This window comes from Saccharothrix longispora, assembly GCF_030852425.1.
GTDB classification, from domain to species: Bacteria; Actinomycetota; Actinomycetes; order Mycobacteriales; family Pseudonocardiaceae; genus Actinosynnema; species Actinosynnema longispora.
Genome location: NZ_NSDM01000001.1, coordinates 509,405 through 532,226 on the forward strand (window position 1 = coordinate 509,405; position 22,822 = coordinate 532,226).

Annotated in this window: 24 protein-coding genes and 1 tRNA gene; 5 read left to right on the forward strand and 20 right to left on the reverse strand. The window is 72.0% G+C overall.

Translation table 11 applies throughout. The features are described 5' to 3' along the window. Position 1 precedes the first annotated feature (1 nt). Positions 2 to 556 (reverse strand): orotate phosphoribosyltransferase, encoded by a 555-nt coding sequence (pyrE, locus tag CKY47_RS02690; protein WP_306744529.1) that lies wholly within the window; start codon positions 554 to 556, stop codon positions 2 to 4. Between the two features lie 53 nt (positions 557 to 609). Between pyrE and CKY47_RS02695 the strand changes: the two genes are divergently transcribed. After that, a complete protein-coding gene (locus CKY47_RS02695; protein ID WP_306743978.1) occupies positions 610 to 1,173 on the forward strand; it encodes a hypothetical protein in 564 nt (187 codons plus the stop codon). Between the two features lie 22 nt (positions 1,174 to 1,195). Here CKY47_RS02695 and CKY47_RS02700 read toward each other — a convergent pair whose 3' ends face one another. The 6 genes from CKY47_RS02700 to clpB form a co-directional block, all read right to left on the reverse strand. Further along, positions 1,196 to 1,627, reverse strand: a complete 432-nt coding sequence (locus CKY47_RS02700) for a hypothetical protein (protein ID WP_306743979.1) — start codon at positions 1,625 to 1,627, stop codon at positions 1,196 to 1,198. After that, complete coding sequence (locus CKY47_RS02705) at positions 1,624 to 2,520, reverse strand: WXG100 family type VII secretion target (protein ID WP_306743980.1); 897 nt, start codon at positions 2,518 to 2,520, stop codon at positions 1,624 to 1,626. Before CKY47_RS02705 ends, CKY47_RS02700 begins: the two co-directional genes overlap by 4 nt. Further along, entirely contained in the window at positions 2,517 to 2,873 is a 357-nt protein-coding gene (locus tag CKY47_RS02710) for a hypothetical protein (RefSeq protein ID WP_306743981.1), read from the reverse strand. Before CKY47_RS02710 ends, CKY47_RS02705 begins: the two co-directional genes overlap by 4 nt. Before the next feature lie 67 nt (positions 2,874 to 2,940). Further along, positions 2,941 to 3,720 (reverse strand): SDR family NAD(P)-dependent oxidoreductase, encoded by a 780-nt coding sequence (locus CKY47_RS02715; protein WP_306743982.1) that lies wholly within the window; start codon positions 3,718 to 3,720, stop codon positions 2,941 to 2,943. Then, complete coding sequence (locus CKY47_RS02720) at positions 3,717 to 4,406, reverse strand: TtfA family protein (protein ID WP_306743983.1); 690 nt, start codon at positions 4,404 to 4,406, stop codon at positions 3,717 to 3,719. The genes CKY47_RS02715 and CKY47_RS02720 overlap by 4 nt, the downstream gene beginning before the upstream one ends. Before the next feature lie 137 nt (positions 4,407 to 4,543). Beyond that, a complete protein-coding gene (gene clpB / locus CKY47_RS02725) occupies positions 4,544 to 7,126 on the reverse strand; it encodes an ATP-dependent chaperone ClpB (RefSeq protein WP_306743984.1) in 2,583 nt (860 codons plus the stop codon). 185 nt (positions 7,127 to 7,311) lie between these two features. On the opposite strand from clpB, the gene CKY47_RS02730 reads away from it, so the two are divergent. Beyond that, a complete protein-coding gene (locus CKY47_RS02730) occupies positions 7,312 to 7,692 on the forward strand; it encodes a VOC family protein (protein ID WP_306743985.1) in 381 nt (126 codons plus the stop codon). 501 nt (positions 7,693 to 8,193) lie between these two features. Continuing rightward, positions 8,194 to 9,297, forward strand: coding sequence for an FAD-binding oxidoreductase (locus CKY47_RS02735; protein WP_306743986.1), 1,104 nt, complete (start codon positions 8,194 to 8,196; stop codon positions 9,295 to 9,297). A gap of 268 nt (positions 9,298 to 9,565) precedes the next feature. Here CKY47_RS02735 and CKY47_RS02740 read toward each other — a convergent pair whose 3' ends face one another. The 8 genes from CKY47_RS02740 to CKY47_RS02775 all read right to left on the reverse strand — a co-directional run bounded on the left by CKY47_RS02740 (position 9,566) and on the right by CKY47_RS02775 (position 16,356). Next, positions 9,566 to 9,994: a heat shock protein transcriptional repressor HspR gene (locus CKY47_RS02740; RefSeq protein WP_306743987.1), complete on the reverse strand. Its 429-nt coding sequence runs from the start codon at positions 9,992 to 9,994 to the stop codon at positions 9,566 to 9,568. Next, the gene (gene dnaJ / locus CKY47_RS02745) at positions 9,991 to 11,157 is read right to left on the reverse strand and encodes a molecular chaperone DnaJ (protein WP_306743988.1); all 1,167 of its coding nucleotides are present in this window, start codon (positions 11,155 to 11,157) and stop codon (positions 9,991 to 9,993) included. The genes CKY47_RS02740 and dnaJ overlap by 4 nt, the downstream gene beginning before the upstream one ends. 19 nt (positions 11,158 to 11,176) lie before the next feature. Beyond that, positions 11,177 to 11,899: a nucleotide exchange factor GrpE gene (grpE, locus tag CKY47_RS02750; RefSeq protein WP_306743989.1), complete on the reverse strand. Its 723-nt coding sequence runs from the start codon at positions 11,897 to 11,899 to the stop codon at positions 11,177 to 11,179. Continuing rightward, a complete protein-coding gene (gene dnaK, locus CKY47_RS02755; protein ID WP_306743990.1) occupies positions 11,896 to 13,758 on the reverse strand; it encodes a molecular chaperone DnaK in 1,863 nt (620 codons plus the stop codon). The genes grpE and dnaK overlap by 4 nt, the downstream gene beginning before the upstream one ends. A gap of 234 nt (positions 13,759 to 13,992) precedes the next feature. Further along, entirely contained in the window at positions 13,993 to 14,778 is a 786-nt protein-coding gene (locus CKY47_RS02760) for a DUF4097 family beta strand repeat-containing protein (RefSeq protein WP_306743991.1), read from the reverse strand. Between the two features lie 132 nt (positions 14,779 to 14,910). Continuing rightward, the gene (locus tag CKY47_RS02765) at positions 14,911 to 15,480 is read right to left on the reverse strand and encodes a hypothetical protein (protein ID WP_306743992.1); all 570 of its coding nucleotides are present in this window, start codon (positions 15,478 to 15,480) and stop codon (positions 14,911 to 14,913) included. Then, positions 15,477 to 16,031, reverse strand: coding sequence for a TetR/AcrR family transcriptional regulator (locus CKY47_RS02770; protein ID WP_306743993.1), 555 nt, complete (start codon positions 16,029 to 16,031; stop codon positions 15,477 to 15,479). Before CKY47_RS02770 ends, CKY47_RS02765 begins: the two co-directional genes overlap by 4 nt. Next, the gene (locus CKY47_RS02775; protein WP_306744530.1) at positions 16,024 to 16,356 is read right to left on the reverse strand and encodes a DMT family transporter; all 333 of its coding nucleotides are present in this window, start codon (positions 16,354 to 16,356) and stop codon (positions 16,024 to 16,026) included. Before CKY47_RS02775 ends, CKY47_RS02770 begins: the two co-directional genes overlap by 8 nt. Before the next feature lie 141 nt (positions 16,357 to 16,497). On the opposite strand from CKY47_RS02775, the gene CKY47_RS02780 reads away from it, so the two are divergent. After that, on the forward strand, positions 16,498 to 18,771 hold the full coding sequence (locus CKY47_RS02780; RefSeq protein ID WP_306743994.1) for a (Fe-S)-binding protein: 2,274 nt from the start codon (positions 16,498 to 16,500) through the stop codon (positions 18,769 to 18,771). A 57-nt stretch (positions 18,772 to 18,828) separates the two neighbouring features. Here CKY47_RS02780 and CKY47_RS02785 read toward each other — a convergent pair whose 3' ends face one another. From CKY47_RS02785 to dcd, 3 genes are all read right to left on the reverse strand, one after another. Continuing rightward, complete coding sequence (locus CKY47_RS02785; protein ID WP_306743995.1) at positions 18,829 to 19,212, reverse strand: phage holin family protein; 384 nt, start codon at positions 19,210 to 19,212, stop codon at positions 18,829 to 18,831. A gap of 37 nt (positions 19,213 to 19,249) precedes the next feature. Beyond that, on the reverse strand, positions 19,250 to 20,575 hold the full coding sequence (locus CKY47_RS02790; protein ID WP_306743996.1) for a hypothetical protein: 1,326 nt from the start codon (positions 20,573 to 20,575) through the stop codon (positions 19,250 to 19,252). A gap of 197 nt (positions 20,576 to 20,772) precedes the next feature. Then, positions 20,773 to 21,354, reverse strand: a complete 582-nt coding sequence (gene dcd, locus CKY47_RS02795) for a dCTP deaminase (protein ID WP_306743997.1) — start codon at positions 21,352 to 21,354, stop codon at positions 20,773 to 20,775. A gap of 72 nt (positions 21,355 to 21,426) precedes the next feature. Here dcd and CKY47_RS02800 point away from each other — a divergent pair. Further along, positions 21,427 to 21,497: transfer RNA gene (locus CKY47_RS02800), tRNA-Gly, on the forward strand. A 520-nt stretch (positions 21,498 to 22,017) separates the two neighbouring features. Here CKY47_RS02800 and CKY47_RS02805 read toward each other — a convergent pair. Further along, a complete protein-coding gene (locus CKY47_RS02805) occupies positions 22,018 to 22,350 on the reverse strand; it encodes a helix-turn-helix domain-containing protein (protein WP_306743998.1) in 333 nt (110 codons plus the stop codon). After that, a complete protein-coding gene (locus tag CKY47_RS02810) occupies positions 22,347 to 22,718 on the reverse strand; it encodes a hypothetical protein (RefSeq protein WP_306743999.1) in 372 nt (123 codons plus the stop codon). The genes CKY47_RS02805 and CKY47_RS02810 overlap by 4 nt, the downstream gene beginning before the upstream one ends. Positions 22,719 to 22,822: the final 104 nt, after the last annotated feature.

Sequence of the window (22,822 nt, forward strand, 5' to 3'; positions counted from 1 at the left end):
GTCAGGCCAGGCCCAGGTCCGCGAGGTCCAGCAGGTACCGGTACGGCAGCCCCGCCTCCTCGACGACCTCGCGCGCGCCCGTGCCGCGGTCCACGACGGTGGCGACGCCGACGACGGTCGCGCCGTGCGCCTTCAACGCCTCCACGGCGGTCAGCACGCTGCCGCCGGTGGTGGAGGTGTCCTCGACCGCGAGCACGCGCCGCCCGGCGACCTCGACGCCCTCGATCTGCCGCTGCATGCCGTGCTGCTTGGCGGACTTGCGCACGACGAACGCGTCCAGCACCTCGCCGGACGCCGCGGCGGCGTGCATCATCGCGGTGGCCACCGGGTCCGCGCCCAGCGTCAGACCGCCCGCCGCGACGTAGTCCCAGTCGGCCGTGAGCTGCCGCAGCAGCCGGCCGATCAGCGGCGCGGCCGCGTGGTGGAGCGTCGCCCGGCGCAGGTCGATGTAGTAGTCGGCCTCCTTGCCGGAGGACAGCGTGACCTTGCCGTGCACCACGGCCAACTCGTTCACCAACCGCGCCAGCTCGGCCTTGGCGGCGGCGTCCAGAACCACATCAGTTCGCACGGGTCCCAAGACTGTCACACCGGGCCGTACGCTGGCACACCGTGACCCTCCCCGGCGCCCACACCCTGTTGCTGGAACAACCGTGGACGGCGCGCAGCCTGTTCCTGCGCACCCGCTTCCGGATGGACGTCCGCGACGAGCGGGGAACCCCGTTGGCGACCGTCGCCGAGCGCGCGGGCCTGGGACCGCTGCGCAGGCTGCTCCGCGCCACCGGCTTCTCCGGCCGCACCAGGTTCGACCTCGTCGTGGCCGACCGCGGGCACCCGGTGCTGCGCGTCACCAAGGGCGCCGGCCGTCCCCCGGTCCAGGTCTTCGCCCCCGACGGCGCGCTCATCGGGTCGGTCCGCAACGAGGGCCGGGGCGCGGCGGGCCTCTACGGCGCGAACGGCGACCGCCTCGCCTCGCTGGGCGACGCGGCCGGCTTCACGACCCGCCGGATCACCGAGCGGGAGGGCCGCAAGGTCCGCCGCGACACCGTCCGCCTCCGACCGGGCACCCCGGAACCCGTGCGCTCCCTGGCCATCGCCGCCGCCATCGCCCACGACGTGGTGCGCGGCGTGGGCACCAACCACGCCGGTGGCGGCCCGATCGACCTGCCGTTCTGACCGGACGGCAGGTCGGTCCGCGCTACCAGGCGTCCTCGGTGAACCTGCCGGGCTCGTCGTCGTCATCGCCCCGGCCACCGGGGCGCGGCGACCCCGCCGACACGACGTCCTCCGGGTCGTCGCCCTCCTGGATCGCGGTGTAGGCGCGCCGGAGGTCGGGGACACCGGCCTGGAGCGCCCGCTGCACGCCCTCGTCGTCGACCGCCCGCCCGGAGGCGACGTCCTCCCAGGACATCTCGCCCGCGTCCACGCGTCGCGCCAGCTCCTTCAGCTCGCGGGGCGCCCCCGGGCTGTTCGCGAACCGGGAGATCTCCGCGAAGTCGGCCTGCGTGAGGCCGCGCGAGCGCAGCTGCACCCGGCTCGCCTCGCGCGCGGTCCGCTCGACGGCCGCCATCCGCGCCTCCACGTCGGCGACGAGCCCGTCGAGCCGCGCCCGGTCGTACGGGAACGTCACTGCCCGCCACCCCCGGCGCCCGACTCGGCCGGCACCGGGGGCGGTGCCGACGGCGGCGGCTGCTGGTAGCGGCCGTTCGCCGCGGTGCCCGCCTTGCCGAGCGAGTAGGCGCCGAGCCCGACGCCGATGGCGCCGGACTTGGCGGCCGACGCGCCGTCGTCGTACTTCTGCCTGCCGTCCTGGTAGTCGTCGACCACGTCGAGCAGGTCGTTGACGTCGCGCACGTCCTTGAGCTTGGTCAGCGCGGTGCCCATGGCGACGATGCCGTCGACCATGCCCTTGACGCCCTCGATGAGCGTCTCGATGGAGATGATGATCTTGCGGATGGCGTCGACGATCTGGATGGCGTCGTAGACCATCCACACCGCGCGGCCCCAGCCGACGACGGGGATCCACGCCGTCATCGCGGCTTCCATCAGCTTGCCGACGAGCATGTCGAGCAGGGTCAGCGCCAGGCCGCACGCGGTCCGGCACGTCTGCGCGGTCGACTGGAACTGGTTGCCGATGATCCGCGCGACCTGCGAGTCGGCCTCGATGGCGACGGCCCACATCGTGCCCATGCGGGTCTCGAACGCCTGCGCGGCGTCACCCTCCCAGTGCGGCCCGAGCTGACCGACGCCCGCGCCGACGTTGTTGCGCACCGCGTCCAGCGCCTTCGCGACGCCGTCCCACGCGGTGGCGTTCGCGTCGATCTTCTCGAAGTCGCCGAGCAGCGGGTTGATCAGCGACTCGACGAGGTTCTCGCCGGTGACCTTCTCGTAGATCCAGTTGACGCCCTGGATCTTCCACCCGGCCTTCTCGATCAGCTCCCTGGTCGACTGGCGACCGGGCCGGTCCTCCGCGGCCGCGTTGAGCGCGACCGACGGGTCCTCGACGTCCGCGTAGGCGGTCACCTGCCGTCACCACCCAGCACCGGCACGGGCGAGACCTCGGCCAGCCGCTCCAGCACGCGGTCGAGGTGGCTCATCGCCATCTCCTCGCTCCGCTCGTACATGTCGGCGGCCTCGGCGAGGCCCTCGGCCTCCTTGACCATCATCCGGTTCGCGAAGTCCAGCGTCTCGCCGTAGAGGTCGGCGACCCCGGTGACGATCGGCTGGAGCAGCGAGAGCAGGCCGGTGAACCCGGAGGTGTCGCCGCCCTTGGCGATCGCGTGCTCCTTGATGGTCGCGAAGTGCTGCGCGTTGCGCGTCAGCAGCTCCCCGTACCCGCGGAGCTCTGCCGGCTCCACCTTGAACTGTTCACCCACGGACGGTTCCTCCCCTGTTCACCTCGTCGTGTCCGACGGGATGAACGGCGTCCGGGTTCCACGCGATCTAGGTGCGTCCCCGACCACCGGCCACGCGGGACGCCAGCCTGCGCAGCAGGGCGCGCGGGATCAGGCGCGCGGCCAGCGTGATGGCCTTGTACTGGGCACCGGGGATGGACAGCTGCTTGCCGGCCCGCAGGTCGGCCAGGGCGTCGTGCACGAGCCGCTCGACGTCGACGTAGAGCAGGTCGGGCGTCGTCGACATGTCGATCCGCGCCCGCTGGTGGAACTCGGTGCGCACGAACCCCGGGCACAGCGCCATCACGCGCACGCCCGTGCCCGCGGTGGCCATGCCCATGCCCTCGGAGAACGCCGTCACCCACGCCTTGTCGGCGCTGTAGGTGGTGCCGCGGCCCGGCAGGAAACCGGCCACGCTGGACACGTTGACCACCGAACCCCGGCCGCGCGCCACCATGCCCGGCAGCGCGGCCCTGGTCAGCCGCAGCACGCTGCGGACGTTCACGTCCAACTGGGACTCCAGCGCGGCCGGGTCGGCCTCCAGGAACTCGGAGGACAGCGCGAAGCCCGCGTTGTTGACCAGCAGGTCCACCTCGTGCGCGGTGAGGAAGTCGGCCACGGCGGCGCGGCCCGCGTCGGTGGCGAGGTCGGCGGGCAGCACCCGCGCCCGCACGCCGTGCGCGGCGCGCAGCTTGGCCGCCGTCTCCTCCAGCCTCGCCTCGTCGCGGGCGACGAGCACCAGGTCGTGGCCCTCGGCGGCGAGGCGGCGCGCGAACGCGGCCCCGATGCCCGAGGACGCACCCGTGACCAGGGCGGTGGGCGGTGTCACGACTTCCCCCCGAACTGCGGTCGGTGGATCTCGGCGCCGGGCTCGTCCTCGGCGTCGAACGGGTCGACGACGTCGGCCAGCTCGCCGAGGTCGCGCAGCAGCCGCTCGATGCGGGCCGGGGTCGAGCCGGGCGGCGCGGCGGCCATCACCCAGTCGTTCTCCAGCCACACGACGGTGACGTCGGCGCCGATCTCCTCGGCGGCGTCCACCAGGTCGGGGGTGATGAGCTTGCGCGCGGCGGGCAGCTCGCTCACGAACGCGTACCGCGAGCCGACCGGTCCGAGCAGGTCGGGCATCTGGTCGCGCTGGAACGGCACGCTGGGCAGCCACAGCTCGACCACCACCGGCAGCGCGCGCCGGCAGCGCACGCCGACCAGCACCGAGTTGACCTTGCCCCCGGTCTCGTGGTCGAGCACGTAGACCTGGCGGCGGCCGTCCGCGGTGAAGGTCGAGCCCGCCACCACGTCCTTGGCCACGCCCGCGCCGTAGTAGGCGATCGCGCCGCTCTCCCACCGGGTGGGCAGCACGTGGTCGGTCTCCTCGAACTGCCAGCCGCGCAGCGCCGCCCATCTGCGACGTTCACGGTTACGCGCGGTTCGTTGCGCCCGGTCGGTGGCGAGCAGGGCGAACCCCGCGACGCCCGCGACCGCGGCGACGGTGAACCAGACCCACGCCGGTATGCCCACGGTGGGAGCGTAGCGGGACGCGCCGCCAGAGCGAAGATCACCGGCGGCGCGGCACGCGCAAACGGATCAAGCTGTTACCCGGATGGCCCCACCGGGGCGTGGATCACACCCCGGTGGGGTCGGGGTCCGGTCCGGGCTCAGCCCCGGCCGACGATCAGGCCGGACTGGTCGGCGACCACGTCGACCTTGACCACGTCGCCGTCGCGCACCTCGCCGGCCAGCAGTTCCTTGGCCAGCTGGTCCCCGATCGACGACTGCACGAGCCGCCGCAGCGGGCGGGCGCCGTACACCGGGTCGAAGCCGTTGAGCGCGAGCCAGTCGCGGGCCGCCGGGGTGACCTCCAGGGTCAGCCGGCGCTGCGCCAGGCGCTGCGCGAGGCGTTCGACCTGGATGTCCACGATGGAGGTCAGCTCCTCCGTGGCCAGCGAGTGGAACACCACGACGTCGTCGAGCCGGTTGAGGAACTCGGGCTTGAAGTGGCCCCGGACCACGCCCATCACCGCGTCGTGGCGCTGCCGCTCGTCCAGGGTGACGTCGGTCAGGGCGTGCGAGCCGAGGTTCGAGGTCAGCACCAGGATGGTGTTGCGGAAGTCGACCGTGCGGCCCTGGCCGTCGGTGAGGCGGCCGTCGTCGAGCACCTGGAGCAGCACGTCGAACACGTCCGGGTGAGCTTTTTCCACCTCGTCGAGCAGCACCACGCTGTACGGGCGGCGGCGGACGGACTCGGTGAGCTGCCCGCCCTGGTCGTAGCCGACGTAGCCGGGGGGCGCGCCGACGAGCCGGGCCACCGAGTGCTTCTCGGAGTACTCGCTCATGTCGATGCGGATCATCGCCCGCTCGTCGTCGAACAGGAACTCCGCGAGCGCCTTGGCCAGCTCGGTCTTGCCGACGCCGGTCGGGCCGAGGAACAGGAACGAGCCGGTCGGGCGGTCGGGGTCGGCGACGCCCGCGCGGGTGCGGCGGACGGCGTCCGACACGACCCGCACCGCCTCGGCCTGGCCGACGACCCGCTTGCCCAGCTCGTCCTCCATGCGGAGCAGCTTCGCCGTCTCGCCCTCCAGCAGGCGGCCGGCCGGGATGCCGGTCCAGGCGGAGACCACGTCGGCCACGTCGTCCGGGCCGACCTCCTCCTTGAGCATCACGGCGGCGTCCTGCGTGGTGCGGGTCGCCTCCTCCAGCTCCTTCTCCAGGGCCGGGATGCGGCCGTAGCGCAGCTCGGCGGCACGGCCGAGGTCGCCGTCGCGCTCGGCCCGCTCGGACTCGCCGCGCAGCTGCTCCAGCTGCTCCTTGAACTCGCGGACCTTCTCGATCGAGCCCTTCTCGTTCTGCCAGCGCGCGGTCAGGCCGGCCAGGGCCTCGCGCTTCTCGGCCAGCTCGGCGCGCAGGGCGGCGAGGCGCTCGACCGAGGCCGCGTCCGACTCCTTGGCCAGCGCCATCTCCTCGATCTCCAGCCGGCGCACGGCGCGCTCGACCTCGTCGATCTCGACGGGCCGGGAGTCGATCTCCATGCGCAGCCGCGACGCGGACTCGTCGACCAGGTCGATCGCCTTGTCCGGCAGGAAGCGGGCGGTGATGTAGCGGTCGGACAGGGTCGCGGCGGCGACCAGGGCGGCGTCGGTGATGCGCACGCCGTGGTGCACCTCGTAGCGCTCCTTGAGGCCGCGCAGGATGCCGACGGTGTCCTCGACGGACGGTTCGCCGACGAAGACCTGCTGGAAGCGGCGCTCCAGGGCCGGGTCCTTCTCGATGCGCTCGCGGTACTCGTCCAGCGTGGTAGCGCCGACCATGCGCAGCTCGCCGCGCGCCAGCATCGGCTTGATCATGTTGCCCGCGTCCATGGCGGACTCGCCGGTCGCGCCGGCTCCCACGATCGTGTGGAGTTCGTCGATGAACGTGATGACCTGGCCCGCGGAGTCGGTGATCTCCTTCAGGACGGCCTTCAGCCGCTCCTCGAACTCGCCGCGGTACTTCGCGCCGGCGACCATCGCGCCCAGGTCGAGGGCGACCACGCGCTTGCCCTTCAGGGACTCGGGCACGTCGCCGGCCACGACGCGCTGCGCCAGGCCCTCGACGATCGCGGTCTTGCCGACGCCGGGCTCGCCGATCAGCACCGGGTTGTTCTTGGTGCGCCGGGACAGCACCTGCACGACGCGGCGGATCTCGGTGTCCCGACCGATGACCGGGTCCAGCTCGCCCTTGCGGGCGCGCTCGGTCAGGTCGACGCCGAACTTCTCCAGCGCCTTGTAGGTGCCCTCCGGGTCGGGGCTGGTGACCCGCGCCGAGCCGCGGACCCGGGTGAACGCCTCGCGCAGCGCGTCCGGGGTGGCGCCGTGCCGCTTGAGCAGGTCGGCGACCTGCGCGCCGTGCTGGGCCAGGCCGACCAGGAGGTGCTCGGTGGAGACGTACTCGTCGCCCATCCCGGTGGCCAGCTCCTGGGCCTTGCCCAGGACGCGGAGGGCGTCGCGCGACAGCTGCGGGGCGGTGACCGACGAGCCGCTGGCCGCGGGCAGCGACCGGGAGAGCTGCTCCAGCTCCTTGTGTACCTGCTTCGGGTCCGCGCCGACCGCGGAGAGCAGGGGCGCGGTGAGGCCGTCGCCCTGGGCGAGCAGGGCGCCGAGGAGGTGGATGGAGGTGACGTCCGGGTTGCCCCCGACGGTCGCCGCCTGCACGGCGGCGGAGACGGCCTGCTGGGTCTTCGTGGTCGGGTTGAAAGCGTCCATTCCTCACCTCGGTCGGGTGTTCCTGCGCCGGGGCCGGTGGCGCGCACCGGTTCTCATCCTGATCAACGTCAGAAAAGTTGAGCCTGTTCCGCTCAACCTAACCGAAGTGGGTGACGTGGGCCACGCCGGTAGGGCCGACCCGGAAATCCGGTGCGGCGCACGGGCACGGGCGTGATGATCTCCGCATGACCTCCCTCGTGCACCACATCACCGTCGACTGCCGGGACGCGTACGGGTTGGCCCTGTTCTGGAGCGCCGTCACCGGGCGGCCGGTGGGCGACGACGACGAGCCGGGCGACCCGGAGGCGCTGGTCGAGCTGCCGTCCGGGCCGGGGCTGCTGTTCATCCAGGTGCCGGAGGAGAAGGCGGTGAAGAACCGGCTGCACCTCGACCTCCAGCCCGACGGGCCGCGCGACGCCGAGGTCGAGCGGCTGCTGGGCCTGGGCGCGACCCTGGTCGACGACCGGCGCACGCCCGACGGCAAGGGGTGGGTCGTCCTGGCCGATCCCGAGGGCAACGAGTTCTGCGTCGAGCGCAGCGCGGCCGAGCGTGAGGACCCGGCCTGACGCGTCACCCGGATGTCGCAGGCGGTTGTCCACATCGTCACGCGATTTGTCCACAATCCGCAGGTGGGAATCCACAGGGCGGGTCGGGAACCGTGTCCGGGCGGGCCGGCTTCGGCCGGTCCGGTGATCGTCCGCGCTCCGCCCGGTCCCGCGTCCCGGCGCGGGTTCGGTGCGCGCCGCGTCCGAACCGCGCGTGAATGCCCTACCCGGAAGAGTGGGCCGGAAGCCCCGCGTTCGGTATAAGTGAGGGGGAATGGCCACCCGTTGGCCGGAGCGGTTGACGACTGTTGGTAATCGCACTGCACTCGAAGGTGGCATCAAGGAGTCAACGAGCCAGTCGACGGGTTAGGGTCCCCTCGTCGGGGATGGAAGCTTGACGAGGTAGCGCCTTGCTGGCGCCGCTGGAAACGTGGAGACTGCGCCCGGACCATGACTGCGAACGCTGTGTTGAGCCCCATCCCGAGCCCTCCGCACCGAGAACCTCCTCCTGGCGTCACCGCGATGGTGCGGATGATCCGGGAGAGCTTCGCGGTGGTGGAGCCGCGCCAGGAAGAGGTCGCGAAGTTCTTCTACGGCATGCTCTTCAGCCTGGCGCCCGCGACCCGCGAGATGTTCCCCGCGAACATGGAGGTCCAGCGGAGCCGGTTGCTGCGCGCGCTCGTCCACGTCGTGCAGATGGTGGACCGGCCGGACGACCTGATCCCGTTCCTGCGCCAACTGGGCCGTGACCACCGCAAGTTCGGTGTCGTCAACGTGCACTACGAGTCGGTCGGCACGGCGCTGCTCGCCGCGGTGAAGAAGTTCGCCGGCCCCGCGTGGACGCCGCAGGTCGAGATGGCCTGGGCCGAGGCGTACACGATCATGGCCCGCGCGATGCAGGAGGCCGCGGCGGCGGACGACGGCCCCGCGTACTGGCACGCCACCGTGCTGGAGCACCAGCGGGTGAGCTGGGACCTGGCCGTGGTGCGGCTCCAGCCGGACCACCCGGTCAACTACCGGGCCGGGCAGTACGTGAGCGTCGAGACGCCCCAGCGCGCCCGCCTGTGGCGCTACTTCACGCCCGCCAACGCGCCGCGCGACGACGGCATCATCGAGTTCCACATCCGCTCGGTCGAGGGCGGCTGGGTCAGCCGGTCCATCGTCGGCCACACCCAGCCCGGTGACGTCTGGCGCATCGGCCCGCCCATGGGTCGGCTGTCCGTCGACCGCAAGGCCGGGCGCGACGTGCTGATGGTCGCCGGCGGCACGGGGGTGGCGCCGATGCACGCGATCATCGACGAGATGGCCAAGTGGGGCGAGAACCCGCGCGTGCACCTGTTCATGGGCGGTCGGACGCGGGAGGACCTGTACGACCTGGACAACCTCCAGCGGTTCGCGATGACCAACCCGTGGTTGACCGTCGTGCCGGTGCTGGAGTCCGACCCGGGGGCGCGCGGGGTGGAGCAGGGCACGCTGGCCGATGTCGTCACCCGGTACGGGACGTGGCAGGAGCGGGACGTGCTGGTGTGCGGGTCGCCCTCGATGATCCGGGCGACGGTGTCGCGCATGCTGGTGGCCGGGACGCCGTTGGACAGGATCAAGTACGACCCGTTCACGCTGGACTGACCGGTCGGCCACGTCGGCCGGTCACGTCGGCGACCACGGGCGGGAGCCCCTGCCTCCGCGTGCCGACGGCCAGGCGGTCAGGCGGCAGGCGGTCAGGCGGTCGACGGCGGAGCGGTCGACGGCGGGCGATCCGCGGTCGAGCGGTGCGCGGTGGGGCGGCCGGGTGGTCCGTCGCGGGGTTCCTCATGTGCAACCGAGTCGCGAGACCCCCGTTCACGTACATGTCCGGGGAGATGATCACCCGATCGTGTCGCAGCCCGGGGCCTGATCAGCGCTTCCGGTTCGGCTTCCAGACCACCAGGGCCGTCTCGTGCCGGACCGGCACGAGGTCGCGCCGGTAGGAGGCGTGCACCGACGCCGCCGCGTGCTCCGCCGCCGCCAGCGCCTGGGACAGTTCCTCGGTCAGCTCCTGGACCTTCGCCCGCAGCGCGCCGACCTCGTTCTCCAGCTCGATGATCCGCTTGACGCCCGCCAGGTTGACGCCTTCCTCCTGCGACAACCTCTGCACCTCGCGCAGCAGCACGATGTCGCGCATCGAGTACCGCCGCCCGCCCCCGGACGTGCGACCGGGGGACACCAGGCCCATCCGGTCGTACGCGCGCAGGGTCTGGGCGTGCAGGCCCGACAGCTGGGCGGCCACGGAGATGACGAAGAACGGGGTGTCCTCGTCGGTGCCGGGCGGGAACGGGAAGCTCACACCGACCTCTTCTCCAACAGGGCGTTGAGCTCGGCACGGGGGTCGTGCTGGGCGGTGGCCGAGGCGTAGTTCTCCAGTGCTTCGCGGGCGGTGCCGTCCATGTTGTTGGGCACGGCCACCTGGAGCGTGATGAGCAGGTCGCCGACCTGGCCGTCGCGCCGGGCGATGCCCTTGCCCTTGGCCCGCAGCACGCGTCCGCTGGCGGTGCCGGCGGGCACCTTCAACGTCACCTTGCCGTCCAGCGTGGGCACCGTCAACGTGGTGCCGAGCGCCAGTTCCGGGAACGTGACGGGCACGGTGAGGGTCAGGTCGTTGCCGGTGCGGCCGAACACGGGGTGCGGCGTCACGTGGACGCGCACGAACAAGTCGCCCGCCGGACCGTTGTTCCGACCGGGTTCGCCCTGGCCGGCGAGCCGGATGCGCTGGCCGTCGTCGACGCCTGCCGGGATGCGGATGGTCAGGGTGCGGGTCTTGGTGCTGACGCCGTCGCCGCCGCACTCGGGGCACGGGTCGTCGATGAGCCGACCGGTGCCGCGGCAGTCGGTGCACGGCTCGCTGAACGCGAACGCGCCCTGGCTGCGGGTGACGAGGCCGGCGCCGCCGCAGTTGGTGCAGGTGCGGGGGGACGTGCCGGGGCGCGCGCCGGAACCGGCGCAGGTGCCGCAGGTGGCGGGGCTGGCGAGGCGCATGGGGACGGTGGCGCCGCGCACGGCTTCGGTGAAGTCGATGCGCACGTCGGTCTCGACGTCCTCGCCGCGCCGGGGGCGGGTGGCGGACGCGGTGCCGCTGCGGCGGTTGAACAGCCCGCCGAGGAGGTCGCCGAGGCCGCCGCCCATGCCGCCGGCCTGCTGCTGGCGGTTGAACAGGTCGCCGACGTCGAACCCGCCGCCGCCGGTGCCGAAGCCGCCGGGGAACCCGCCGCCCCCGGCGAAGAGGCGGCGGGCTTCGTCGTACTGCTTGCGCTTCGCGGCGTCGGACAGCACGCCGTACGCCTCGGAGACGGCCTTGAAGCGCGCCTCGGCCTTGGCGTCACCGGGGTTGGCGTCGGGGTGGAGTTCCCGCGCCAACTTCCGGTACGCCTTCTTGATCTCGTCGGCCGAGGCGTCGGAGGAGACGCCCAGTTCGCGGTAGAAGTCCTTCTCAATCCAGTCCCTAGCGCTCATCGGACGCCGCCCCCTTTCCTCAGTCCTGCTGCTGGTCGTCCGCGGCCGGTTCGGCCGCGGGCTCGTGGTCGGTCACCGCGACCATCGCGGGCCGCAGCACGCGCTCGCCGAAGCGGTAGCCGCGCCGGAGCACGGCGGTCACGGTGGGTCCGCCCACGTCGGGGGACGTGCTGTGCTGCACGGCCTCGTGCACGGCCGGGTCGAACTCCTCGCCCTCGTGCCCGAACGGCTCCAGGCCGGTGCCGTGCAGGGCGCTGACGAGCTTGTCGGCCACCGCCTTGAAGGCGCCGGTCAGGTCGCCGTGCGCGCCGGCCCGCTCGATGTCGTCGAGCACGGCGAGCAGTTCACCGGCCACCTGCGCCTTGGCGTTGGCGACGACCAGTTCGCGGTCGCGCTCGATGCGCTTGCGGTAGTTGGCGTACTCGGCGGTGAGCCGCTGGAGGTCGGCGGTCCGCTCGTCGAGCTGGGCCTTCAGCGCGACGGCCGGGTCGTCGGCGACGGCCTCGCCGGCCGGGGCCGTCGAGGTCTCCGGGGCCTCGGGGACCTCGGTGACGTCGGCCGCCGGGACCTCCTCGACGTCCAGGGTCCCGGACGCCGGGGCGTCCTCGGGGGCGGCGTGCCTGCCGCTCCCGGTGGACGCCTCGGCCTCGTCGGCGGCCGGGGGGCGCACCTCGCCCGTGTCGGGGTCGATGCGCCGCCGGTCGTTCACCACCACTCGGGGCTGCTCTTCGGACTGGGTCACTTCTTCTCGTCCTCGTCCACGATCTCCGCGTCGACCACGTCGTCGGCCTTGGGGGCGTCGCCGGCGGACTGGCCACCCGCGGCGCCCGCGGCACCGGCGGCGTCACCGGTGGGCGCGCTGTTGGCGTACAGGGACTGGCCGATGGCCTGCGACTCGGTGGCGAGCTTCTCCACGGCGGTGCGGACCTTGGCGATGTCCTCGCCCTTCAGGGCCTCGGTGGTCTCCGCGATGGCGGCGCTCACCTTGTCCTTGACCTCGGCCGGGATCTTGTCCTCGTTCTCCTTGAGGACCTTCTCCGTCTGGTAGACCAGCGTCTCGGCCTGGTTGCGGACCTCGGCCTCCTCGCGGCGGCGCTTGTCCTCCTCGGCGTGCGCCTCGGCGTCCTTGATCATCTGCTCGATGTCGTCCTTCGGCAGCGCGGAGCCGCCGGTGATCGTCATCCGCTGCTCCTTGCCCGTGCCCATGTCCTTGGCGGACACGTGCACGATGCCGTTCGCGTCGATGTCGAAGGTGACCTCGATCTGCGGGACGCCGCGGGGCGCGGGCGGCAGGCCGGTCAGCTCGAACATGCCGAGCTTCTTGTTGTCGGCCGCGAAGTCGCGCTCGCCCTGGAAGACCTGGATCTGCACGGACGGCTGGTTGTCGTCGGCCGTGGTGAAGATCTCGGAGCGCTTGGTGGGGATGGTCGTGTTGCGCTCGATGAGCTTGGTCATCACGCCGCCCTTGGTCTCGATGCCCAGGGACAGCGGGGTGACGTCGAGCAGCAGGACGTCCTTGACCTCGCCCTTCAGCACGCCGGCCTGGAGGGCCGCGCCGACGGCGACGACCTCGTCCGGGTTGACGCCCTTGTTGGGCTCGCGGCCACCGGTCAGCTCCTTGACCAGCTCGGCCACGGCGGGCATGCGGGTCGAGCCGCCGACGAGCACGACGTGGTCGATGTCGCCGACGCTGATGCCGGCGTCCTTGATCACGTTGTTGAACGGGGCGCGGGTGCGCTCCAGCAGGTCGTTGGTGATCCGCTGGAACTCGGCGCGGGACAGCGTCTCGTCCATGAACAGCGGGTTCTTGTCCGAGTCGACCGTGATGTAGGGCAGGTTGATGGAGGCGTTGTTCGAGCTGGACAGCTCGATCTTCGCCTTCTCCGCCGCCTCGCGGATGCGCTGCAGCGCCATCTTGTCCTTGGTCAGGTCGATGCCGTTGCTCTGCTTGAACCGGTCGACCAGCCAGTCCACGATGCGCTGGTCCCAGTCGTCGCCGCCGAGGTGGTTGTCACCGGAGGTCGCGCGGACCTCGACGACGCCGTCGCCGAGCTCCAGCAGCGAGACGTCGAACGTGCCGCCACCGAGGTCGAAGACCAGGATGGTCTGCTCCTTCTCGCCCTTGTCGAGGCCGTAGGCCAGGGCGGCGGAGGTGGGCTCGTTGACGATGCGGAGCACGTTGAGGCCCGCGATCTGGCCGGCCTCCTTGGTGGCCTGGCGCTGCGAGTCCTCGAAGTAGGCGGGGACGGTGATCACCGCGTCGGTGATCTCCTCGCCCAGGTACGCCTCGGCGTCGCGCTTGAGCTTCATCAGCACGCGCGCGCTGATCTCCTGCGGCGTGTACTGCTTGCCGTCGATGTCGGAGGTCTTCCAGTCCGTGCCGATGTGCCGCTTCACGGACCGGATCGTCCGGTCGACGTTGGTCACCGCCTGGTTCTTGGCGGGCTGACCGGTGAGCACCTCGCCGTTCTTGGCGAAGGCCACGATGGACGGGGTCGTCCGCGAGCCCTCGGAGTTGGCGATCACCGTCGGCTCGCCACCCTCGAGAACCGCGACGACGGAGTTGGTCGTCCCCAGGTCGATGCCGACCGCTCGCGCCATTTGGATTCCTCCTGGTAGTGCGTCTGTGTGAGCCCCGCATTGAGCGGTCCCGGCTCAAGTTTGCCAGGTCTCCCGGACTTGAGTCCAGTCGGCTCAACCTTCCTGCCAGTCCAACGACCGGGGCGATCCCGGTGTTCCCGCCGGGACGTGATCCGCACCACCCGCCACACCGGCGGACCACGGCGAACGGCCCCGACCGGCCGGAGCCGATCGGGGCCGGGAGGCCGGGGACCGCTACGCGGCGCGCACCGTGACGTCGCCGCTGCCGCTGCGCAGCACCAGTTCGGCCGATGCGCCCGGGTCGTCCTCCACGTCGACGGCGCGCGTGCCGCTGTCCACCTGCACGTCCACCCGGTAGGCGCCGCGCGGCACGCGGACGGTGACGTTGCCGCTGTCCGCGTCGGCGCGCACCGAAGCCACGGCCGCCATCTCCACGTCGATGTCGCCGGAGCCGTTCTCGACGGCCACCGCGCCGCGGATGCCCGACAGCCGGGCGTTGCCGGAGTCGACCGACCCGGCGAAGTCGCCGCCGATCGAGGCCGCCTCGACGTCACCGGAGCCGTTGTCCACCCGCACGGCGCCGCTGACGTCCCGCACGACGGCGTTGCCGGAGTCGACCCGGACCTCGACGGCGGCGACCCCCTCCAGCCGCACGTCGCCGGAGCCGGCGACACCGGAGACCCGGACGTCCGCCGACGGCACGAGGACCTCGTAGTCGACGCTGCACTGGTCGCCGCACCCGCCGAGGACCAGCTTCGAGCCCTCCGCGCGGTGCGTCGCGCCGCTCGGCTTGTCGGTCGTGCGCGGGTACCGCACGTGCCGCCGGACCTCGGTCTCCGACGCGCCCGGGCGGCTGCGCACGACGACGTTGCCGGAGCCGTTGTCGAAGGCGACCTCGGTGATCCCCCCGGTCACCACGTGCCGATCGTCGAAGCTCTCCTGCACGAGCCGCACGCAGGACGTGAGCGGCACGGCCGCCGCCACCGCCGCGACGGCGACCCACGCGATCCCCTTGACCACGACTCCCCCTCGGACATCACCTGTTGTTGCCACCACGCTAGGGCGGCGCGGCGGGCCGCCACACCGGGAAGACCCCCGAGGTCGTCCGGGGGTTGTCCCTACCCCGCCTCGGGGCCGGGCCGCGCTCCGGGCTCAGGCCAGGTCCTCCACGACGGCGCGCAGCGCGGGCGCGCTGCGCGCCGGGTCGCTGAGGAAGCGCTGCGAGGCGATGACGTGCGCGTCGGTCGTCCGCTCCCACACCACGCCCTGCACGGGCACCTCGGTGATCACCAGCCGGAACGGGCGGACGTGGCGGCCGAGCCGGTTCTCCACGCCGCGGACCACCTCGCCGACGGGCAGCGCGCCGCGCGTGGTGGCGTGCCGGTCGCCGTGGTCGAGCACGGCGGGGCCCAGGGCGAGCACGGCGGCGCGCAACGCGGGGCGGACCGTCAGGGACCGGCCCGCCGGGTCGGCGGGCGACTCGGCGGGCAGTTCGGCGCGCGCGTGGTCGAGGACGTCCGCCCACCAGCCCAGCCACTCCTCGGCCGCCGCGGCGCGGTCGACCCCCGACGGGACGACGACGGGCACGGACGGGTCGAGGCCGGGCAGCTCGGGCACGGTGTCGACGGAGAGCGCCAGGGTGTCGCGCAGGAACAGCGCGGTGTTGACCGCCCGGTTGGTCCCGTGGGAGACCTGCCACGACTCACGACCGGCGAACCTCATGGGCCCAGTGTGGCGCGAGGAGGTCGCCGACCGGGCATCAGAAGGGACACGACCGGCTCGAACTCCCGCGCCACCGGGGGGACCTCCGCGATCAGGCCCTGGATCAGCAGCCCGTCGAGACCGGCGAGCAGCGCCCGCAGCGCCACCGGTTCCCCCGGCCCGACCGCCTCGGCGACCAGGTCGAGCCACCGGCGCGCGGCGGGGCGCAGCTCCGGTCGCCGCGCGGCGAGCAGGTACAGCTCGTACTCGGCCATCGTCCGGCCGCGGTGCGGGCCCACGGCGTCGGCCAGGAACCGGGCGAACGCCGCCGGAGTCGGCGGCAGGCTGCGGAAACTCGAAGCCATCTCCTCGGCCGACCACGTGAGCGTCGCGATCAGCAGGTCGTCGAGGGTCGCGTAGTAGTAGGTGGCCGACGTCGCGGGCACGCCCGCCTCGCGCGCCACGGAGCGGTGGCCCACGCCCGCCACGCCGTCCCGCTCCACGACCCGCAGCGCGGCTTCGAGCAGGGCCCGCCGCCGCCGCTCGCCGCGCGCCCGCCGGCCGTCAACCACGACCGGCGCTGCCCAGCTCGATGGTGACGACGCCGGCGATGACCAGCAGCAGGCCCGCCACGACGGTCGCGTTCAGCGGCTCCCCGAACAGCACGGCGCCGACCGCGGCCACCGCGGCGATGCCGAACGCGCACCAGGTCGCGTACGCCACGGCGATCGGCATGCCCAGCTGGAGGGCCTTGCCGAGGGCGCCGAACGCCACCAGGTACCCCACGACCACCACGATCGAGGGAATCGGCTTGGAGAACCCCTCGGACAGCTTCAGGAACACCGTGGCGACCACCTCGCCGACGATCGCCACCGCGAGAGCCGCGTAGACCAGCAACGGAGCCACTCCCCGAACAAGTTGAACAAGTGTCCCAGAAGTGTAACCGCGTATGTGATGCCACACGTCCAAGTGGTTACCGGTCAGTAATCGGGCGTAGGCTGCCCAGCCAGGAGAACGGACGAGAAAGGCCGCCACCCAATGGGAGCCCTCCAGCTCACCCTCGGCGCCATCGGCGTCGCCGTCAGCGTGTACGCCTGGGGTCTGTTCGTCGCCGGTGTGATGCGGATGATCAGGATCATCCGCCTCGGCCAGCCGGACTCGACGCGCAACGGCCCGTTCTGGCCGCGCTTCAAGACGCTCGTCGTCGAGTTCGCCGCGCACACCCGCATGGCGAAGTTCCGCAAGGTCGCCCCCTGGCACTGGATGGTGATGTGGGGCTTCCTCATCGGGTCCGTCGTGCTGTTCGAGGCGTACGGCGAGGTCTTCTACCCCGGCTTCCACTGGCCCGTCATCGGCACCTGGTCCGCGTGGGCCCTGCTGATCGAACTGCTCGGCCTCGGCACCGTCGTCGGCGGCGTCGCGCTGGCGGTCATCCGGCAGCTCAACCACCCGCGCCGCGCCGACCGGCTGTCCCGCTTCGCGGGCTCCAGCTTCAAGTCCGCCTACTTCGTCGAGGCGGTCGTGATCATCGAGGGCCTCGGCATCCTCGGCGTGAAGGCGTTCAAGCAGGCCGCCGGCCTGGAGGACCCGCCGCTGTGGTCGTCCTTCGTCACCGCGCCGCTGTCGACGATCCTGCCGTCGAACCCGGACTGGGTCTCGGTCATGGCGATCATCAAGCTGCTCTCGGCGATGGTGTGGCTGGTCGTGGTGGCCAAGAACCTCACCATGGGCGTCGCCTGGCACCGGTTCAGCGCGTTCTTCAACATCTACTTCAAGCGCGAGGACGACGGCGGCGTCGCCCTGGGCGCCCTCAAGCCGATGATGAGCGGCGGCAAGGTCCTCGACCTGGAGGAGGCCGACCCCGACACGGACGTGTTCGGCGTCGGCAAGGTCGAGGACTTCTCCTGGAAGGGCTGGCTGGACTTCAGCACCTGCACCGAGTGCGGCCGCTGCCAGTCCCAGTGCCCCGCGTGGAACACCGGCAAGCCGCTGTCCCCGAAGCTCGTCATCACCCAGCTGCGCGACCACGCGTTCGCCAAGGCCCCCTACCTGATGGCCGGCGGCAGCCGCGACATGGCGGGCGACGAGGTCGGCCTGGTCGAGGACAAGTACGAGGACTACAAGAAGCGCCTGGAGTCGATCGACGTCCTGGCGATGGCCGAGTCCGAGCGCCCGCTGATCGGCGGCGTGGACGAGATGGGCGTCATCGACCCCGAGGTGCTGTGGTCCTGCACCACGTGCGGCGCGTGCGTCGAGCAGTGCCCCGTGGACATCGAGCACGTCGACCACATCGTCGACATGCGCCGCTACCAGGTGCTGATCGAGTCGAACTTCCCGTCCGAGCTGGGCGGCATGTTCAAGAACCTGGAGAACAAGGGCAACCCGTGGGGCCAGAACTCCAAGGACCGCCTCGCGTGGACCGAGGGCCTGGACTTCGACGTGCCGGTGTTCGACGGCGAGCTGGGCGACACCGAGTACCTGTTCTGGGTCGGCTGCGCGGGCGCGTTCGAGGACCGGGCGAAGAAGACCACGCGGGCCGTGGCCGAGCTGCTGCACACCGCGGGCGTCAAGTACACCGTGCTCGGCCCGGAGGAGTCCTGTTCCGGTGACCCGGCGCGGCGCGCGGGCAACGAGTTCCTGTTCCAGATGCTGGCGCAGCAGAACGTCGAGGTGCTCAACACCGTGTTCGACGGCCGCGAGCCCGGCCGGCGCAAGATCGTCGTGACGTGCGCGCACTGCTTCAACACGCTCGCCAACGAGTACCCGCAGGTCGGCGGCCAGTACGAGGTCGTGCACCACACGCAGCTGCTCAACCGCCTGGTCCGCGAGCGGCGGCTCGTGCCGGTGGCCGAGGTCGCCGAGGACGTCACCTACCACGACCCGTGCTACCTGGGCCGCCACAACAAGGTCTACGAGGCGCCGCGCGAGCTGGTCGGCGCGTCCGGCGCCACGCTGCGCGAGATGCCGCGGCACGGCGACCGGTCCATGTGCTGCGGCGCCGGTGGCGCCCGCATGTGGATGGAGGAGCGCGTCGGCAAGCGGATCAACGTCGACCGCGTGGACGAGGCGCTCGGCACCGCGCCGTCGAAGATCGCGACCGGCTGCCCGTTCTGCCGCGTGATGCTCACCGACGGCGTGACGGCCCGCCAGAACGAGGGCGTCGCCGGGCCGCACGTCGAGGTCGTGGACGTGGCCCAGCTGCTGCTGACGTCCGTGCGCCGCGGCCTGGACCGCGAGGCGCAGGACGTGCCGACGGACGAGGCCCCGTCCGGCACCCCGCTGCCGGACGAGGACAAGGCCTCGACCAACTAGTCCCGCGAACGCCGAACGCCCCCTCCCGACGCGGGAGGGGGCGTTCGGCGTTCCCGCTCAGCCGCGGTCGGCGACGCGGTCGTAGACGAGGTTCAGCACCCAGCTCGCGAGGGCCACGATGATCGCGCCGAAGAACGCGGGCCAGAAGCCGCCCACCTCGAACGGCAGGCCCAGCTCGCCCGCCAGCCAGCCGGTGAGCCAGAACAGCAGGGCGTTCACGACGAGGCCGATCAGGCCCAGCGTCACCAGGTAGAACAGGCAGCCGAAGAACTTCACCAGCGGCTTGACCACCGCGTTGACCAAGCCGAACAGCAGCGCGACGCCGATCAGCGTGCCGACCTTCGCGGGGGTCGAGGCCCCCGCGTCCAGGTCGATGCCCGGGATGACCGTGGCGACCCAGACCGCCACCGCCGTCAGCAGTACGTGCACGAGAATGCCCATGCTGCCGCAGGCTAGCGGTGGCGGTCGTCCGAACGGGTCAGGCGCGACGGCGGCGGCGTGCCGCCAGGAGGACCAGCGCACCGCCCCCGAGGAGCAGGAGGCCCGTCAGGGCGATCCCGAGCGGCGCCGCGCCCGTGCTCGCCAACCCGCTGCCGCCGGTCGCCGCCACGACCGCCGCGGCCCCCGGCGTGGTCGTGGCGCCGGGCGCGGGCGACCCCGTCGCACCGGGCCCCGGCGTGGTGGTGGGGGTCGTGGTCGCCGTCTCTCCGGGCAGGTACGCCAGGGACACGATCGCGTGGTTGTCGTCGGCGTTCACGTCGACCCGCCCGAGCTTGCTCACCGGCCGCACGAACAGGTGGATCCGCCCGATCGCCGGGTCGTCGAGCCGGTAGGTCAGGCGGACCTCGGTGGTCTCGCCCGCCCCCAGCGGCTCGCGCAACCCGAACTCGATGCCCATCGGGTCCGTGACCTCCAGGTTGTCGCTCGCGCGGACGAACTCCGGGACGTCGTCGAACACCGTGAACTCCGGCACGTCGGCCGCCTCGCCGCGGTTGGTGACCGACGCGACCAGGGTCACCTCGTCACCGATCCGGTGGGCTTCGCGCGCGGGCTCCAGGCGGACCCCGTCCACGGCGAAGTCCGCGTCCAGCCGGGTGTAGCGGACGTCGGCGCGGTGGGCGTCGGCCTCGACGACGTGGAACCACTTCTGCCGGGTCGTCGGGTCCACGTCGTGCCCACTCGCGGTCGGGGCGATCTTGAAGTCGGGCCACCGGTCCTGCGCGAGCAGCATGTGCCTGCCGAAGGCGAGGTCGTGGTACGCGTACGTGCCGTCCTCGCGCCACTCCGGCGCGCGCAGGATCACCATCGCCCCGTCGCCGTAGAACAACCGGACGGTGTCGCCGCCGGTCACGGCCTTCTCGTGGGGCTGCTTCACCCCGTCGCGGTCGGTGTCGACGAACGCCGAGCCGGTGAGCGTGCCGCCGCGCACGCCGAAGTCGTAGGTGCCGCCCCCGACGTCGTGCAACTGGTCGGGGGTGGTGGTCTCGTAGTGGGAAGCGGCGCGGTTGTAGATCGCGAACCCCGTGCCGGCGGGCAGGCCGCTGATCCGGTAGCGGCCGTCGGCGTCCGTGGTGGACTCGCCGAGCCACTGCTTGGTGCCCTCGTCGAAGACCTGGACCGCGGTCCTGCTCGACCACAGGAGGGGCGGCTCGCCCGCCTCGGGCGAGCCGTCCGCGTCGCGGTCGAACCACACGCGGCCCTCGATGGTGACGGTGCCCTCCTGCGCGTTCGCCGGGACGGCGCCCAGGACGACCGCGCCCAGGGCTAGGCAGGCGGCTGCCGCTCTTCTGGTCCTGCTCGACACGTGGAATCCCCCTGAGGTCGAATGCTCCACCTTGTCGTCGCGATGCGAGCGGTGTTCGTTTCGAGACCCCGGTCACAGCGCTGCGAGCGGGCGGGCTCGGGCCTGGCGTTCACCCCCTGCCCGAGCAGTCCGCGAAGCACGGCGGCGGGGAGAGCACGCTCATCACGCGTGCTGGCCAGGTACGGCGACCTGGAGCTCTAGCGCTCCGTCGGGGAGCGGTGGAAGTTCAGGTAGGCGCGCGACGGCGTGGGGCCGCGCTGGCCCTGGTAGCGCGACCCGGCCTGCTGCGAGCCGTACGGGAACTCGGCCGCGCTGCTCAGCCGGAACAGGCAGAGCTGCCCGATCTTCATGCCCGGCCACAGCGTGATCGGCAGGTTGGCGACGTTCGACAGCTCCAGCGTGATGTGGCCGGAGAAGCCGGGGTCGATGAAGCCCGCCGTCGAGTGCGTCAGCAGCCCGAGGCGACCGAGGGAGGACTTGCCCTCCAACCGGCCCGCCAGGTCGTCCGGCAGGGTGACCAGCTCGAACGTGGAGCCGAGCACGAACTCACCGGGGTGCAGCACGAACGGCTCGTCGTGCACGGGCTCGACCAGCGAGGTCAGGTCGTCCTGCTGGACCGAGGGGTCGATGTGCGTGTACCGGGTGTTGTTGAAGACCCGGAAGAACCGGTCCAGGCGGACGTCGATGCTGGACGGCTGCACCATGACGTCGTCGAACGGCTCCAGGACCAGACGTCCGGAGTCGACTTCCTTGCGCAGGTCGCGGTCGCTCAACAGCACGGCGACAGCCTAGGTGGGGAGACGCGGTACGCCCCGCCGGGGTGCTTGTGTATGATCGGTGACGCACCGCAGGCGGGTGTAGTTCATTGGTAGAACGACAGCTTCCCAAGCTGTAGAGGCGGGTTCGATTCCCGTCACCCGCTCAGCGAGTCGAAGGCCCAGGTCAGCGCCGGTTCAGCCGGACGACCTGGGCCTTCGTCGTAGTCGACCGGGAACGTCACCGTGCAACCGGCGTGCAACTACCCCACCGGCACCAGCGCGCCGGCCGTGCCGTCGTCGTCATGCGGCAGGAACGCCGCCCACCGTTCGGGCATGGCCGCAGCGAGCCGCCGCACGACCTCCCGCTGTTCCTCGGTGAGGTCCCACCAGAGGGACGAGGTCTCCCCGGATCGGGGACAAGCTCCCCTCCCTCTCCGAGCTGCAAACCCAGTACGGCCGCGCCGTGATGACGTTGCAGAAGGCACTCGACGTGCTGCGCGGTGAAGGGCTGGTCGTCTCCCGGCAGGGCGAGGGGACGATCATCGTCAAAAACCCGGAGCCCATGCGGAGGAGAGCGTTCCCTCACCGCATGGGCTCCGGCAGATGTTCGAGCGCATCGACAGCGCCCTGGACGATCTCAGCCAGCGTGTTTCCGCTGTCGAGGTTGAGTTGTTCGGCCCCACGTCAGACGATCCTCGATCCGGGTCGACCACCTCCCGGTGGAGTTCCGCCACGTCCGCCAAGAGGTCCGGCATCGGCAGGCCCCAGCACTTCGCAGTACATGGCCAGGCTCGCCGGACTCGCCGCGCGGCGCCCGTTCTCGACCTTGATCAGCAGCGCTTGCGACACGTCGAAGTGCGCCGCGATCCTGGCGGTCGAGACGCCCCGCCGCTCCCGCAACTTCCGCAGGTGCGCGCCCAACACCACGTGGTGGAGCGCCCGCCGCGCCGGTCGACGCCCGGTCATCCGCCGCCCGACCTCACCGGCCGCCTCGACCTCCTCACCCACGGCGGTCACCGGGCGCGCTCCTCGGTCGTGCTGGACTCGGTGAACGCCTCCGCGTCGATCGTCGACGGCTTGTCGTTCTCCCGTTCCGCCGCCTCGGCGACCTCTTCGGGAGCCGTGCCGAGCGTGGCCGCCAAGGCCTCGAAGTCCAACAGCGCGAGCCTGGTCAACGCCTCGCACCGATCGGCGAACGTTCCCGCGGCTTCCGCCAGCCGGCGCGCGAACCGGATGGCCATCTCCGCGCCACCCTCGCGCCCGGCGATCTGCACCGTCATCCGCGCATCGCCCGACGAGACCACCAAGGACGGGTGTCCCTGGGCGCGCTCGACCACGCCCGCGCCCGCGTCTTCCTCCGGCTGGAGAAGCACGTACAGCCCCATCGGCCTCACCTCCGCGTACACCTGGGACCTGCTCGTCCAGGTTCGCGCGCGGAAGATCACAGGACGGGCAGGTCTTCAGGATGGCGGGGAGCATCATCGGCCGC